The organism is Streptomyces sp. NPDC093097 (assembly GCF_044754325.1).
Taxonomy (GTDB): domain Bacteria; phylum Actinomycetota; class Actinomycetes; order Streptomycetales; family Streptomycetaceae; genus Streptomyces.
Genome location: NZ_JBIVOW010000004.1, coordinates 201,513 through 216,087, shown reverse-complemented (window position 1 = coordinate 216,087; position 14,575 = coordinate 201,513). Strand labels below are relative to the sequence as shown.

Here is a 14,575-nt window from a genome sequence, read left to right as displayed (position 1 = left end):
TGAAGGGTGGGGCGTTCGGGAGCCGTTAGGCGAGTACCCGGCCCAACGTCTTGAGTGCCGAGGTGAGTTCGGACTCGGTGATGGTCAGGGGCGGGGCCAGGCGGATGGTGGAGCCGTGGGTGTCCTTGACCAGGATGCCCTCGGCCATGAGGCGTTCGCTGATGGCGCGGCCGGTGCCGAGGGACGGGGCGACGTCGACGCCGGCCCAGAGGCCGCGGGAGCGGAAGGCCGTGACGCCGTGGCCGAGGAGGTCGGTGAGGCCGGCGTGCAGGACCTTGCCGAGGTCGGTGGCGCGGGATTGGTACGCGCCCGTCGCGAGGAGGTCGATGACGGCCGTGCCGACGGCGGCGGCGAGCGGGTTGCCGCCGAAGGTGGAACCGTGCTGGCCGGGGCCGAGGACGCTCATGACCTCGCGGCGGGCGACGACGGCGGAGACCGGGACGATGCCGCCGCCGAGCGCCTTGCCGAGGAGGACGACGTCGGGGACGACCTCTTCGTGCTCGACGGCGAGGGTGGTGCCGGTGCGGCCGAGGCCGGACTGGATCTCGTCCGCGATCATCAAGCACCCGGCGCGGGTGGTGAGTCGGCGGACGCCGGCGAGATAGCCGTCGTCGGGGATGAGGACACCGGCCTCGCCCTGGATCGGCTCGATCAGGACGGCGGCGGTGGTGTCGTCGAGGGCGGCTTCCAGGGCGGCGAGGTCGTTGTAGGGGACCGTGCGGAAGCCGGGGGTGTACGGGCCGAAGCCGGCGCGGGCCTCCTCGTCGTCGGAGAAGCTGATGATGGTGGTCGTGCGGCCGTGGAAGTTGCCGCCGGCGACGACGATGGTGGCCCGGTCGGCGGGGACGCCCTTGACCTCGTAGGCCCATTTACGGGCGATCTTGATGCCGCTCTCGACGGCCTCGGCGCCGGTGTTCATCGGGAGGACCATGTCCAGGCCGGTGAGCGCGGCCAGGCCCTCGGCGAACTGCGCGAGGCGGTCGTGGTGGAAGGCCCGGGAGGTGAGGGTGAGGGCGTCCAGCTGGCGGTGGGCGGCCTCGATGAGGTCCGGGTGGCGGTGGCCGAAGTTCAGGGCGGAGTAGCCGGCCAGCATGTCGAGGTAGCGGCGGCCCTCGACGTCCTCGACCCAGGCGCCCTCGGCGCGGGAGATGACGACGGGGAGGGGGTGGTAGTTGTGGGCGAGGACGGGGGCCTCGGCCCGGATGAGGTCGGCGGAGGACCGGTGGGTGCCGTTGCGGGTGGGTGCGGTCGTCATGGTCGCAGCTCCTGAGTGCAGCACTTGATGCCGCCGCCGGCCTTGTGGAACTCGGAGAGGTCGACGGGGACGGGGACATATCCACGGGCGGTGAGCTGGTCGATCAGGCCGGTGGCCTGGGGGGCGATGAAGACGTGGCGGCCGTCGGAGACGGAGTTGAGGCCGAAGGCCAGGGCGTCGTCGCGGGTGGCGAGGACGGCGTCGGGGAAGAGGCGGCGCAGCACCTCGCGACTGCCCGGGGAGAAGGCGTCGGGGTAGTAGGCGAGGGTGGGGCCGGTGGCCTTCCCGTCCCCGCCGCCGTCCCCGCCGGGACCTCCGCTCCCGGTGCCGTCCGGACTCCCGCCCCCGGCCGCCGGCCCGTCGTCCAGGACGAAGAGCGCGGTGTCCAGGTGGTAGAAGTACGGGTCGGTCAGCTGGAGGCTGATCACCGGGCGGCCGAAGAACTCCTGGACCTCGGCATGGGCGTCGCGGGTGGTGCGGAAGCCGGTGCCGGCGAGGAGGTAGCCGCCGGCCGGGACGAGGTCGCCTTCGCCCTCGCAGGGCGACTCGGGCCGGTAGAGGTCGTAGCCGGCGGCCTTGAACCAGATCTCGTACTCCCCGGACTCCGGGCGCCGTTGCGGGGCGTGGAAGAGCGAGCCGAAGGCGCGACCGCCCACCACGAGGGCGCAGTTCGCGGCGAAGACCATGTCGGGGAGGCCCGGGGCCGGCTGCACGGTCTCGACGGTGTGGCCGTGGTCCTGGTAGAGGCCGACCAGGTTCTCCCACTGCCGGCGGGCCAGCGCGGTGTCGACCTCGGCGCCCTCGTCCATCCAGGGGTTGATCGTGTACCGGACGTCGAAGTAGGTGGGCCGGCAGACCAGGTAGCGCCGGGGGCGGGAGGTGCGGCGCGCGGTCGAGGGCGCGCCGCCGGGACGGTTCATGGGCACGGAATGGGGCCTCCGCTTCCTGTTGTGACGTTCCGTGAGAGATCGTCACCTGGGGCAATCCACGGTAAGGAGCGGTGGATTCCGGTCACAAGAAAGGAATGCTGCGCACTCGCGCAGGAATGCTGCCTATCGAGGGCGGCCGGCGCTGGTTTGCTGCGCGGTGCGCCGCGGGCCCGGGGGTTGGGGGCGGTCCCGGTGGCGGTCGGCGGCGGCGACCGCGGTGCGGCCGCTCGAACGGCCCGCCGGGCGGCCTGCGGTGCGGTCGTCCGGGGCGTCGGAGGGGAGGCGGGCGCCCGCCTCGGGGCTGTCCGGCAGCAGGTGGGAGAGCACCATGTAGCTGATCGTCTTGCGGATGAACGGCTCGGTGCGGATGCGTTCGAGGACCTCCTCGAAGTGCCCGACGTCGGCGGCCCGGACGTGCAGCAGCGCGTCGGCGCCGCCGGTGACGGTCATCGCGGCGGCGATCTCCGGGTGGTTGCGGACGACCTCGGCCAGGCGCCGGGGCGGGGCCGCGCTGTCGCAGTACACCTCCACGTACGCCTCGGTGAGCCAACCGAGGGCGGCGGGGCGGACGGTGGCGGAGAAGCCGGTGATCACGTCGTTCTCCCGGAGCCGGTCGACGCGGCGTTTGACGGCGGTGGGGGACAGGCCGATGGCCGTGCCGATCTCCGCGTAGCTCGCCCGGCCGTTCTCGATCAGTGCGGCGACGATCTTGCGGTCCAGCTCGTCGAACGGCGCGGACTCGGTGCTCATGGGGCGGCCTTCCTTCCCTTCCTCTCCCGTCCCCCGGGAGCTCGGGAGAACACGTCACGGTAACGGGGGAGGCGGCGGGTGCACCGGGGCACCGGGGGCGACGCCGTCGGGGGCGGCGGGCCGCCGGGGAGAGGCGCGCGCCGGCGGCCGTTTCCGAACAGGCGACGGCCGCGGGGCGGCGCACTTAACTCACATGAGGTAACTCGGCGCGCGTGGAGCGTAGATGGGGCAGAGCGGGACAGATCGTGGGCGGTCTCCCGGAACCACCGGGAGCGAGCGAAGGGGAAGGGATCCCCCATGCGTCGTCGCAACACCCTGCTCGCGGCCGCCGCCGCGCTGATGGCGCTGGCGCCGACGGCCGCTTCGGCGCAGGCCGCCGAGCCCGGTACGGGCGCAACGCGGATGCAGGAGGGCAGGTACCTGATCGTCAGCGAGAACCCCGAGGTGGGGAAGCTGGCGTTCGCGCCCTTCACGGTTCCGGTCTTCCCGCCGGTCTTCTTCATCGTCGGCTCGCACGCGAAGGACCTCAGGGAGCAGTGGACGGTGACGCCCGCCGGACACGGCGCGTTCACCATCAACTCGACCACGCACCCGGGGGCGAGTTGGTCCCGCCGCGGGCGCGACATCGTCGCCTCCGAGGCGAGCTGGAGCCAGTTCGCCATCGAGCCGGCGGGCGGGGGGACGTACCGGATCCATGCGCCCGACGAGGACGCCGTCGCCACCCTGAACTCGGCGGGGCGGGAGCAACTCCATGTGGAGCCGGCCAACGGGTCGTCCTCGCAGCGCTGGCGGTTCGTGCGGGTGGGCGGGGAGTAGGAGGCGGTGTCCCGGTGAGGCACGGAACGGGCGGGGCGTCCGGGACGGCTCCCGGGTGCCCCGCCCCGCGACCCGCGGTGTGCGCGCCGCCCCGTATATCTCATGAGTCCCACGAGTCACACCCCTTCCCGGCTAACTCAACCCGAAAGAGTGCCAGTTCAGCGCGGGCGTGACGGGATACGCCTACGGCGGCGACCTCCGGGGTAGAGCTGCGCCGTCAAAGGGGTGCTTCGGCGCGCCCTCCTTCCGTACCCACGGTCCGTACGGAGGGGCATCAGTATCGGGAGAGGCCACCAGCGGTGACGCACCAACAGTCACAGTCGCAGCCCACAGCGCAGTCCACGACGCAGTCCGCGTCGCAGCCCTTCACCCTGCCGCACTTCTACATGCCGCATCCGGCCCGGCTCAACCCCCACCTGGAGGCCGCGCGAGCACACTCCAGGCAGTGGGCCCGGCAGATGAACATGCTGGAGGGCTCCGGCATTTGGGAACAGCGGGACCTCGACGCCCACGACTACGCGCTGCTGTGCGCCTACACCCACCCGGAGTGCTCCGAGGAGGCGCTCAACCTCGTCACCGACTGGTACGTCTGGGTCTTCTTCTTCGACGACCACTTCCTGGAGAAGTTCAAGCGCACCCTGGACCGCGAGGGCGGGAAGGCGTATCTGGACCGGTTGCCGGCGTTCATGCCGATGGATCTCAACACGCCGACGGATCGGAACGCGGCCGTCCCGGAGCCGACCAACCCCGTCGAGGCCGGGCTGGCGGACCTGTGGCGGCGCACCGTGCCCGCCATGTCGCCGGACTGGCGCCGCCGGTTCGCGGAGAGCACCGAGCACCTGCTGAACGAGTCCCTCTGGGAACTGTCCAACATCGACATCAACCGGGTCCCCAACCCCGTCGAGTACATCGAGATGCGGCGGAAGGTGGGCGGCGCCCCCTGGTCGGCGGGGCTGGTGGAGTACGCGACCGGCGCCCAGCTGCCGCCCTCCGTCGCCGAGTCCCGCCCGCTCCGCGTCCTGAAGGACACCTTCTCCGACGCCGTCCACCTGCGGAACGACCTCTTCTCGTACCAGCGCGAGACCGAGGAGGAGGGCGAACTCAGCAACGGCGTCCTGGTGCTGGAGACGTTCCTGGACTGCACCACCCAGGAGGCCGCGGACGCGGTCAACGAGCTGATCACCTCCCGGCTCCAGCAGTTCGAGGACACCGTCCTGACCGAACTGCCGGGCCTCTTCGTCGAACGCGGTCTGGACCCGGCCGGCGCCGCCGCCGTGCTCGCCTACGCCAAGGGCCTCCAGGACTGGCAGTCCGGCGGCCACGAGTGGCACATGCGCTCCAGCCGCTACATGAACGGCGGCGGGGCGGGCGCGCCCGGCAGCACCGCGACCCCCTGGTCGCCGATGGTCTTCGGCGGCCTGGGCACCGAGGGGCTGGGCGCGCTCGCCGCCGGCGCCCTCGGCCTGGGAACCGCCGGCTCCGACCTGCGCACCGCCCTGAGCACGGCCGGCTCCCAACGGCTCCGCCGCCGCACCCACGCCCCCCACCAGAAGGTCGGCCCCTCCCAACTCCCCGACTTCGACATGCCGTTCACCACCACCCTCAGCCCCCACCTGGGGGCGGCCCGGCGCAACGTCGTCGGCTGGGCGCACGAGATGGGGATGCTGCGGCCGCAGCCCGGGGTGCCGCTCTCCGGCATCTGGGACGAGGACGCGCTGGTCCGCTTCGACTTCGCGCTGTGCGCCGCCGGTCTGCACCCCGACGCCGGCCCGGAGCAGCTCGACCTCGGCACCCAGTGGCTGACCTGGGGCACCTACGCCGACGACTACTACCCCGCGGTCTTCGGCCGCACCCGCGACGTCGCCGGCGCCCACGCCGCCACCCGGCGTCTGTCCGCCCTCATGCCGGTCGACGCCTCCGACCCGGCGCCCGAACCGCTCAACGCCCTGGAGCGGGCGCTGGCCGACCTGTGGACCCGCACCGCGGCCCCGATGGCCCAAGACGCCCGCCGCACCTTCAAGGCCACCGTCGACAAGATGACCGCCAGCTGGCTCTGGGAGCTGGACAACCAGGTGCTGCACCGGATCCCGGACCCGGTCGACTACATCGAGATGCGCCGCGCCACGTTCGGCTCCGACCTCACCATGAGCCTGAGCCGCCTCGGCCACGGCCGCCAGGTCCCGCCGGAGGTCTACCGCAGCGGCCCGATGCGCTCCCTGGAGAACGCCGCCGCCGACTACGCCTGCCTGCTCAACGACGTCTTCTCGTACCAGAAGGAGATCGAGTACGAGGGCGAGGTGCACAACGGCGTCCTCGTCGTCCAGAACTTCTTCGACTGCGACTACCCGACCGCGCTGGCCATCGTCCACGACCTGATGACCTCCCGCATGCGCGAGTTCCAGCACGTCGCCGCCAACCAACTCCCCCTCGTCTACGACGACTTCGACCTCTCCGCCCAGGCCCGTGCCGTCCTCGACGGCTATGTCCGCGAACTGGAGAACTGGCTCGCCGGCATCCTCACCTGGCACCGGGAATGCCGCCGCTACCGCGCGGAATTCCTCCGCCGCCAGCCCGGCACCCCCGGCTGGACCCCGGGCCCGACGGGCCTGGGCACCTCGGCGGCCCGGCTGACGCAGCTGGCGGGGAGCGGGCGGATGGCGTAGCGCCGGGGCGGCCGGCCGGGGGCGGTGCGCCATGGTCGCCGCGGCTCCCCGGCCCCATGGCTTCGTGGCGTCGGGCCGCGCGTGACTAGGTATCCGCCGCCCCGTATGTCCACGCTGCCTCACGGGTGTTGGGCGGCGGTCCGGCTCGGGTCGCCCGGCACCCCGCGGTGCACGCGGGACGCTCCTGCATCGACCCTCGGCAACCTTCTCTCCACTCACGGTGAATGGTCTGCTTTGCCTGAATTTTCACACAATGCACTTGTTGGGGGCGAGGGGGCGACGTAGGGTCGGAAGTGTCGCGGTTGAACGTTCCGTCGGAACGAACCGCAGAGAACGCCCCGGCGGGCGTACCGAATCGCCACCAGAGCACGGTCCGGAAAAGCCGCGGCAACATCCGATCACTGGAGGCGAAGATGACCTTCAAGGTGTTCTTCCCCGGCAACCGCAGCAATCACGGTGGTGGTGGCGGCGGCGGTCGCGGCGGTCGCGGTGGACGCGGTGGATACGGCGGACGCGGTGGTTACGGCGGTCGCGGTGGATACGGCGGACGCGGTGGATACGGCGGTCGCGGTGGATACGGCTTCGGCGGACGAGGCCGAGGCGGCCGGTTCTTCTACTGAGCTGACCCGTTGTCACAACCGTCCCAACAACCGTTGACGACCATGTGAAATGTGATTCGGGTCCACGGACCTGACACACGGCCCGAGGCGGGCTCGCGCACACCACGCGGGTCGGCCTCGTGGGCTGTCGTCGGCGGTGCGGCAGCGGTTTCGCACCCATCGACCATGCACCAGGGCAACGACCGCCGCGGTCGCGGCCGGAGGACGGCAGGCGGCCGTGCGGCGAAGACGCTCAACGGCCGGCAGGGGGAGACCGTCGACGCCCGGGAGGCGGAGACCGTCAACGGTCGCGGGGCGAACACCGTCAACGGCCGGGAGCGCCGAATGGCCCAGCACCGCACACCCGAAGCGGACCCTCTCACCTCTACCGCCCCACCCCCCGCACCGGCCCAAGAGGCCCCCCGCCCCTCCTCACCCCGCACCCAACTCCCCAGCGACGTCCCCATCCTGACCCGTCACGTCGGCCCCGTGGAGGCGTTCCACCGCTTCTGGCCGCTGACCCGGGGCGACCGCCGCTGGCTGCTGATGGTGATCGGGTGCGCCATCGTCGCCGCCCTCGCCGAGACCGCGGCGATCCTGCTCTTCGCCCAACTCACCGACCACGCCCTCAAGGAGGGCTCGGTCAGCGCCTTCTGGAGCCCCGCCGGCACATGGCTCGCGGTGGCGGTCCTCGGCGCCATCGTCGGCTATCTCGGCAACTCCCTCGCCGCCTGGACAGCGGAACGCTTCCTGCTGCGCCTGCGCGCCCGGGTGTTCACCCATCTCCAGACGCTGCCGCCGCACTTCTTCCAGCGCAACCGCCGCGGCGACCTGGTGGAGCGGCTGACCGGCGACGTCGACGCCATCGAACGGCTCGTCGTCAGCGGTGTGGTGGGCGCCTCGGCGGCCCTCTTCTCCACCCTCTTCTACAGCGCCGCCGCCCTCTGGCTGCGCTGGGAGCTGGCCCTCGCCACCTTCGTCGCCGCCCCCCTCTTCTACTTCGCCACCCGCCGCTTCACCGGCCGGGTCCGCGAGGTCACCCGCCGCCAGCGGGCGGCCGACGGCGCCCTCACCTCCGTCGTCGAGGAAACCCTGGTCAACGTCGTCCTCACCCAGGCGTACAACCGCCAGCGCGACGAGGAGGAACGCCTGGCCCGGGAGGCCCGCCGCTGGCTCCGCGCCTCCGTCGCCAGCGCCCGCCTCAACGCCCTCTACGACGAGTTCGTCGAGGTCCTGGAGACCCTCTGCGTGCTGGCCATCATCGGCCTGGGCGCCTGGGAGATCTCGGCGGGCCGGCTGACCCTCGGGCAACTCCTGGCCTTCGCCGCCTTCATCGGCTACCTCTACCCGCCCATCCGCTCCCTGGGCCACCTCGGCCTGACCGCCACCGCCGCCACGGCCGCCGCCGACCGGTTGCTGGAGATCCTCGACGCCCACCCCGCCGTCGCCGACCCGCCCCCGGCCCGCGCCCTGCCCCTCCCGCACCGTGCCCACGGCGAACTCGACGTCGACGACGTCACCTTCCGCTACCCCAACTCCCCCCACCACAACGCCCTCAGCTCCCTCACCTTCACCGCACACCCCGGCGAGTTCGTGGTCGTCACCGGCCCCAGCGGCGCCGGCAAGTCCACCCTCGCCGCCCTCCTGCTGCGCTTCTACGACCCGGACACCGGCACCATCCGCCTCGACGGCCTCCCGCTCGACCGCCTCCCCCTCGCTGACCTCCGCCGCAACATCACCCTCCTCCCCCAGGAGACCCTCGTCCTCCACGACACCATCGAGCACAACATCGCCTGCGGCCGCGAGGACCCCATCCCCACCCACGACGAGGTCACCCGGGCCGCCCGGGCCGCCGACGCGCACGCCTTCGTCACCGACCTCCCGGACGGCTACGACACGGTCATCGCCCCGTCCACCGCCGCCCTCTCCGGCGGCCAGCTCCAGCGCGTCGCCATCGCCCGCGCCATGCTCCGCGACGCCCCGGTCCTCATCCTCGACGAGCCCACCACCGGCCTCGACACCCTCGCCGCCCAACGCATCCTGGCCCCCCTCCACCGCCTCGCCGCCGGCCGCACCACCCTCGTCATCACCCACGACCTCGACCTGGCCACCACCGCCGACCACATCCTCGTCCTCGACGACGGCCACCTCACCGAATCCGGCACCCACCCCCAACTCCTGGCCCGGGGCGGCCTGTACGCGGAACTGTTCGAGGGGAGCGAGTGAGGGAGCGACGCATCGGACGCGGGCGCACTGTGGCACTCACCACATCCGGCCGGAGGGACGGCCTGCCACTCCGCACGGCCGTCGATGCACCACGTAGAGCGACGACCGCGGGGGCCCGGAATCAAACCCGCCGAGAAACGTCGAAGGGCCCCACCGCGAACGGTGGGGCCCTTCGACAACGTGCCCGGTGAAGGCACTGGCGGAGGATACGAGATTCGAACTCGTGAGGGGTTGCCCCCAACACGCTTTCCAAGCGTGCGCCCTAGGCCTCTAGGCGAATCCTCCGCCGCAAACAATACAAGACGTTGGGGAGTGCTCGCGAACATGATCCGGGGGAGGGGGGAGCGGGGGAGCGGAGAGGGCGGTCGGCGGGGGCGGGGTCGTTTGTCGGGCGGGGGATCCGCTAATGTGGGGCTCAGCCCCTCACGTGGCGCTATCTGACTGAACTCCCCCAGGGCCGGAAGGCAGCAAGGGTAGGTCGGCTCTGGCGGGTGCGTGGGGGGCGCTTGCGTTTGCGGGCGGGCCGTCCCCGGGCGGACGAGACCTTCCCCACGCAGGGACGGGCCTTCCCCGCGCCGGACGGGGCCTTGCTCGCGCGTGCGCAGCCAGGACCTCGGGGAAGGGCCGGTTGTCGGTGCGGCCCGATATCGTCGTATGCGTGTCGTCCCTCGCGCTGTACCGCCGCTACCGCCCCGAGACCTTCGCCGAGGTCATCGGGCAAGAGCACGTGACCGACCCGCTGCAGCAGGCACTGCGGAACAACCGGGTCAACCACGCGTATCTGTTCAGTGGGCCCCGCGGTTGTGGCAAGACGACGAGCGCGCGGATCCTGGCGCGCTGTTTGAACTGTGAGGAAGGTCCCACTCCCACGCCGTGCGGGACGTGCCAGTCGTGTGTGGACCTGGCGCGCAACGGCCGGGGCTCGATCGATGTGATCGAGATCGACGCGGCCTCGCACGGTGGCGTGGACGACGCCCGTGAGCTGCGGGAGAAGGCGTTCTTCGGGCCGGCCGGCAGCCGCTACAAGATCTACATCATCGACGAGGCGCACATGGTGACCTCGGCGGGGTTCAACGCCCTGCTGAAGGTCGTCGAGGAGCCGCCGGAGCATCTGAAGTTCATCTTCGCCACGACCGAGCCCGAGAAGGTCATCGGGACGATCCGGTCGCGGACCCACCACTACCCGTTCCGCCTGGTGCCGCCCGGGACGCTGCGGGAGTACCTCGCGGAGGTGTGCGGGCGGGAGGAGATCCCGGTCGAGGACGGGGTGCTGCCGCTGGTGGTGCGGGCCGGCGCGGGCTCGGTGCGTGACTCGATGTCGGTGATGGACCAGCTGCTGGCCGGGGCCGGTGCGGACGGTGTGACGTATGCCATGGCGACGTCGCTGCTGGGGTACACCGACGGGTCGCTGCTGGACTCCAGCGTGGAGGCGTTCGCGGCCGGGGACGGGGCGGCGGCCTTCGAGGTCGTCGACCGGGTCATCGAGGGCGGCAACGACCCGCGGCGGTTCGTCTCCGACCTGCTGGAGCGGCTGCGGGACCTGGTGATCCTGGCGGCGGTGCCGGACGCGGGGGAGAAGGGGCTGATCGACGCCCCGGCCGACGTCGTGGAGCGGATGACGGCGCAGGCGTCGGTGTTCGGGGCGGCGGAGCTGAGCCGGGCCGCCGACCTGGTCAATGCCGGGCTGACGGAGATGCGCGGGGCGACCTCCCCGCGGCTCCAGCTGGAGCTGATCTGCGCCCGGGTGCTGCTCCCCGCGGCGTACGACGACGAGCGCTCGGTGCAGGCGCGGCTGGACCGCCTGGAGCGCGGTGCGGGCGCCGGCGCGGCGGCGATGGCGCTGGGCGGCGGGCTGCCCGCCGGGGGCGCCGGTGGCGTCGGTCCTGGCGGTGCGGTGGTGGAGTCCGGCGGGCCCGCGGTCGGGTATGTGCCGGGGCCGGAGGCGCATCCGCCGATGCCGGCCGGGCCGTCCGGGCCCGCGGCGGCCCGGGCCGCGGTGCGCGGGGCGACGGGCGGGGGTGCGGGCGCGGGTGCCGCCGCCCCGGCGGCCGTCCCGCATGCTCCTGCCGGTGGCGGGGCCGCCGGTCAGCAGACCGGGTCGGCAGACGGGCCGCAGGCCGCTCCGCAGGCTGCTCCGCAGGCAGCTCCTCAAGCCGTTTCCCCGGCCGTTTCCCCGGCCGCTCCGCCGGCCGCTCCCCAGAGTGGCGCGGCGCGGCCCGGGGCATGGCCCGGTGGCACGGGCGGTGCCGGTGCCGGGCAGGCGGCCGGTGCGCGGCAGCCCGGCAGCTGGCCGTCGGCCGCGATGCCGGGCCAGGGCGGGCAGGCGGCGACCGGTGCCCCGGCGGCATCCGGTGCGCCCGCGGCCCCCGCGGCCGCTCCGCCCGCCGAGCCGGTGCCGGCACCGTCCGCCGGGCCGGCCCAGGCGCCGTCCGCCGGGGCGGCGCAGGGTGCCGCGCAGGTGCGGCAGCTCTGGCCGCAGATCCTGGACGCGGTCAAGGGCCGCCGGCGCTTCACCTGGATCCTGCTGAGCCAGAACGCCCAGGTCTCCGGCTTCGACGGCACGACGTTGCAGATCGGGTTCCCCAACGCCGGAGCCCGGGACAGCTTCGCCAACGGCGGCAGCGAGGACGTCCTCAAGGAAGTGCTCGCCGACACCTTCCAGCTGCACTGGCGGGTCGAGGCGATCGTGGACCCGTCCGGCGGCGCCAACCCGCCGGCCGGCGGCGCCCGGGGCGGCGGAGGCGGCTTCGGCGGCGGGGCGAACGGCGGCTACGGCGGCGCACCGCAGCAGTCCGCCCCGCAGGCCCCGGCGCCGAGCGCCCCGCCGGCCCCCCAGCAGCAGGCTCCCGGCGGCGGTGGCGGCCAGGGCGCCCGGATGGCGCGCGAGGCGGTGGTCTCGTCGCCGTCCTCGGGCGGCGGCCAGGGCGGATCCGCGCCGGCGCCCTCGTACGCCGCACCGGAATCCCCGATGGCGATCGAGTACGACATGCCGGCGGAGGACGATCCGGATCTCGTCGACTCCGCGCTCAGCGGCCATGAGTTGATCGTCCGCGAGCTGGGGGCGACGGTCCTGGAGGAGTTCGACAACGAGTGAGCGCGCGGGAGCGGGGTGTCCCCGGCGGGGCCCGCTCCCGGCCGCCACGGCAGGCGCGTTGACGGAGCGTCGCGCCGCGGACGCGCTGCGCGTGCGCCGGGTCGGGCGGGGCGGCGCCGCTTCCGTCCCTGGGGCGTACGGGGTACACCAGTGCTCCTCCCTGCGGCGTAGGGCGCCGGGCGCGCGGAACACGTAGGCTCGGGCTACCGCACCAATACGTTGTCGTACGGCAGGAGTCATGTCGTGATCCCCGGTGGTCAGCCCAATATGCAGCAGCTGCTCCAGCAGGCCCAGAAGATGCAGCAGGATCTCGCGGTCGCCCAGCAGGAGCTGGCGGAAACGCCGGTGGAGGGTTCCGCCGGGGGCGGTCTGGTCAAGGCGACGGTGACCGGCTCCGGTGAGCTCAGGGGGCTGGTGATCGACCCCAAGGCGGTCGACACCGACTCCGCCGAGGAGACCGCCGAGACCCTCGCCGACCTCGTCCTCGCGGCCGTCCGCGACGCCAACGCCACCGCGCAGAAGCTCCAGCAGCAGAAGCTCGGCCCGCTCGCCCAGGCGCTGGGTGGCGGCGGCGGTATCCCGGGCCTCCCCTTCTGAAGGGTCGAGGGGCCCTCCCCTTCTGGGGAGTAGCCAACTAGCGTACGCAGCACGGCAGAAGAGAGAGAAGACGTTCCGTGTATGAAGGCGTGGTCCAGGACCTGATCGACGAGTTGGGCAGGCTGCCCGGCGTCGGTCCCAAGAGCGCGCAGCGGATCGCCTTCCACATCCTTCAGGCCGAGCCCACCGATGTCCGCCGGCTCGCGAACGCGCTGATGGAGGTCAAGGCCAAGGTCCGGTTCTGCACCGTGTGCGGCAATGTCGCGCAGGAGGAGCAGTGCCGGGTCTGCCTGGACCCGCGGCGCGATCCGGCGGTCATCTGCGTAGTGGAGGAGCCCAAGGACGTCGTGGCGATCGAGCGGACGAGGGAGTTCCGCGGCCGCTACCACGTCCTCGGCGGGGCGATCAGCCCGATCGAGGGCGTCGGCCCCGACGACCTGCGGATACGGGAACTGCTGACCCGGCTCGCGGACGGCACGGTCACCGAGCTGATCCTGGCCACCGACCCGAATCTGGAGGGCGAGGCCACGGCCACCTACCTGGCCCGCATGGTCAAGCCGATGGGCCTGAAAGTGACGCGACTGGCCAGTGGGCTGCCGGTCGGGGGCGATCTGGAGTATGCCGACGAGGTCACGCTCGGGCGGGCCTTCGAAGGGAGGAGACTTCTCGATGTCTGACGCCACGCTGCACGACACGACACAGAACCCTGACGACTTCGCCGTTTCGATCTCCGACTCGATCGAGAGTTTCATCGTCGCGGTGACCGAGGTCGCCAAGGGCGACGAGCCGGACAGCGCGGTGCCCTTCCTGCTGCTGGAGATCTCCCAGCTGCTGCTCGCGGGCGGCCGGCTGGGCGCCCACGAGGACATCGTTCCCGAAGAGCGGTACGAAACGGACACCGGTCCCGAGCCGGACGTGGACGACCTGCGCGAGCGGTTCGCGCGGCTGCTCGACCCGATCGACATCTACTCCGAGGTCTTCGACCCGTACGTGCCGCGCAGCGAGCCGGTGGCCTGCCGGATCTCCGACGACCTCGCCGACATCGTCACCGATCTGCGGCACGGCCTGGCACACTACCGGGCGGGCCGGGTCACCGAGGCCCTGTGGTGGTGGCAGTTCTCCTACCTCTCCAACTGGGGGCCGACCGCCTCGGCCGCCCTCCGGGCCCTCCAGTCGCTGGTCGCCCACGTCCGCCTCGACCAGCCGCTGGACGCGCTGGACGGCCTGGACACCGACAGCGGTGCCGCCGGCAACGAGGAGCAGCTGGCCGAGGAGGCCGGCAAGGTCATGGCGGCGGAGATCGCCGGTCCCCTGGGGCTGCAGGGGCGGTGACCGCGGCCCGCGCCGCCGTACCGCCGCCGACGGCGGGCGGGGTGTGAGCTGGGTTACGTTCCCGTGTGCCTTGGTGCGGAGCGGGAAGGCGGACGCCGAGCCGGTGCGACGGAGCACCGCGCCAGGCCGCCGGGGACCCGGTGTCCACGGACCGCGTACGGCGCGCTCATCGGTCGCCTTCGCCGGCGCCGGGACGGTGGGCGAGTTGATCGGAAACGTGGGTCCGGTGTCTCACGATGCGGTAGTAGCGGGGCGGCTTCCGCCCGCTCGTTAGACTGAGCCGACCGCAGTACCCCCATATCCGGGGGTCCGGG

10 protein-coding genes, 1 tRNA gene, 1 other RNA gene and 1 pseudogene are annotated in these 14,575 nt (G+C 72.7%); 9 read left to right on the top strand and 4 right to left on the bottom strand.

The features are described from left to right. Nucleotides 1–25: 25 nt before the first annotated feature. The 3 genes and pseudogenes from rocD to ACIQE0_RS08675 all read right to left on the bottom strand — a co-directional run. Nucleotides 26–1,255, bottom strand: coding sequence for an ornithine--oxo-acid transaminase (gene rocD / locus ACIQE0_RS08685; protein ID WP_402330034.1), 1,230 nt, complete (start codon nt 1,253–1,255; stop codon nt 26–28). Further along, on the bottom strand, nt 1,252–2,175 hold the full coding sequence (gene ddaH, locus ACIQE0_RS08680) for a dimethylargininase (protein ID WP_402330315.1): 924 nt from the start codon (nt 2,173–2,175) through the stop codon (nt 1,252–1,254). Before ddaH ends, rocD begins: the two co-directional genes overlap by 4 nt. Nucleotides 2,176–2,457: 282 nt before the next feature. Then, nucleotides 2,458–2,934, bottom strand: a pseudogene (locus tag ACIQE0_RS08675) (Lrp/AsnC family transcriptional regulator); the annotation flags it as partial. A 297-nt stretch (nt 2,935–3,231) separates the two neighbouring features. On the opposite strand from ACIQE0_RS08675, the gene ACIQE0_RS08670 reads away from it, so the two are divergent. From ACIQE0_RS08670 to ACIQE0_RS08655, 4 genes are all read left to right on the top strand, one after another. After that, nucleotides 3,232–3,750, top strand: coding sequence for an RICIN domain-containing protein (locus ACIQE0_RS08670; protein ID WP_402330032.1), 519 nt, complete (start codon nt 3,232–3,234; stop codon nt 3,748–3,750). A gap of 386 nt (nt 3,751–4,136) precedes the next feature. Beyond that, entirely contained in the window at nt 4,137–6,413 is a 2,277-nt protein-coding gene (locus tag ACIQE0_RS08665) for a germacradienol/geosmin synthase (protein ID WP_402330313.1), read from the top strand. 456 nt (nt 6,414–6,869) lie between these two features. Beyond that, entirely contained in the window at nt 6,870–7,070 is a 201-nt protein-coding gene (locus tag ACIQE0_RS08660) for a hypothetical protein (protein ID WP_366331364.1), read from the top strand. A gap of 128 nt (nt 7,071–7,198) precedes the next feature. Next, entirely contained in the window at nt 7,199–9,238 is a 2,040-nt protein-coding gene (locus ACIQE0_RS08655; RefSeq protein WP_402330030.1) for an ABC transporter ATP-binding protein, read from the top strand. 197 nt (nt 9,239–9,435) lie between these two features. On the opposite strand, the gene ACIQE0_RS08650 is transcribed toward ACIQE0_RS08655, so the two are convergent. Then, a tRNA-Ser gene (locus tag ACIQE0_RS08650) sits at nt 9,436–9,523 on the bottom strand. 129 nt (nt 9,524–9,652) lie between these two features. On the opposite strand from ACIQE0_RS08650, the gene ffs reads away from it, so the two are divergent. The 5 genes from ffs (at nt 9,653) to ACIQE0_RS08625 (ending at nt 14,261) form a co-directional block, all read left to right on the top strand. Beyond that, nucleotides 9,653–9,751, top strand: an RNA gene (gene ffs / locus ACIQE0_RS08645) — signal recognition particle sRNA small type. Between the two features lie 145 nt (nt 9,752–9,896). Next, entirely contained in the window at nt 9,897–12,332 is a 2,436-nt protein-coding gene (locus ACIQE0_RS08640; RefSeq protein WP_402330028.1) for a DNA polymerase III subunit gamma and tau, read from the top strand. 243 nt (nt 12,333–12,575) lie between these two features. Beyond that, nucleotides 12,576–12,929, top strand: coding sequence for a YbaB/EbfC family nucleoid-associated protein (locus ACIQE0_RS08635; RefSeq protein WP_366331367.1), 354 nt, complete (start codon nt 12,576–12,578; stop codon nt 12,927–12,929). A 77-nt stretch (nt 12,930–13,006) separates the two neighbouring features. Then, nucleotides 13,007–13,606: a recombination mediator RecR gene (gene recR / locus ACIQE0_RS08630; protein WP_366331368.1), complete on the top strand. Its 600-nt coding sequence runs from the start codon at nt 13,007–13,009 to the stop codon at nt 13,604–13,606. Next, complete coding sequence (locus ACIQE0_RS08625; RefSeq protein WP_366331369.1) at nt 13,599–14,261, top strand: DUF5063 domain-containing protein; 663 nt, start codon at nt 13,599–13,601, stop codon at nt 14,259–14,261. Before recR ends, ACIQE0_RS08625 begins: the two co-directional genes overlap by 8 nt. Nucleotides 14,262–14,575: the final 314 nt, after the last annotated feature.

Coding starts and splice junctions, on each gene's coding strand:
- rocD (WP_402330034.1), bottom strand. CDS start 1,255: ATGACGACCGCACCCACCCGCAACGGCACCCACCGGTCCTCCGCCGAC.
- ddaH (WP_402330315.1), bottom strand. CDS start 2,175: ATGAACCGTCCCGGCGGCGCGCCCTCGACCGCGCGCCGCACCTCCCGC.
- ACIQE0_RS08670 (WP_402330032.1), top strand. CDS start 3,232: ATGCGTCGTCGCAACACCCTGCTCGCGGCCGCCGCCGCGCTGATGGCG.
- ACIQE0_RS08665 (WP_402330313.1), top strand. CDS start 4,137: ATGCCGCATCCGGCCCGGCTCAACCCCCACCTGGAGGCCGCGCGAGCA.
- ACIQE0_RS08655 (WP_402330030.1), top strand. CDS start 7,199: ATGCACCAGGGCAACGACCGCCGCGGTCGCGGCCGGAGGACGGCAGGC.
- ACIQE0_RS08625 (WP_366331369.1), top strand. CDS start 13,599: ATGTCTGACGCCACGCTGCACGACACGACACAGAACCCTGACGACTTC.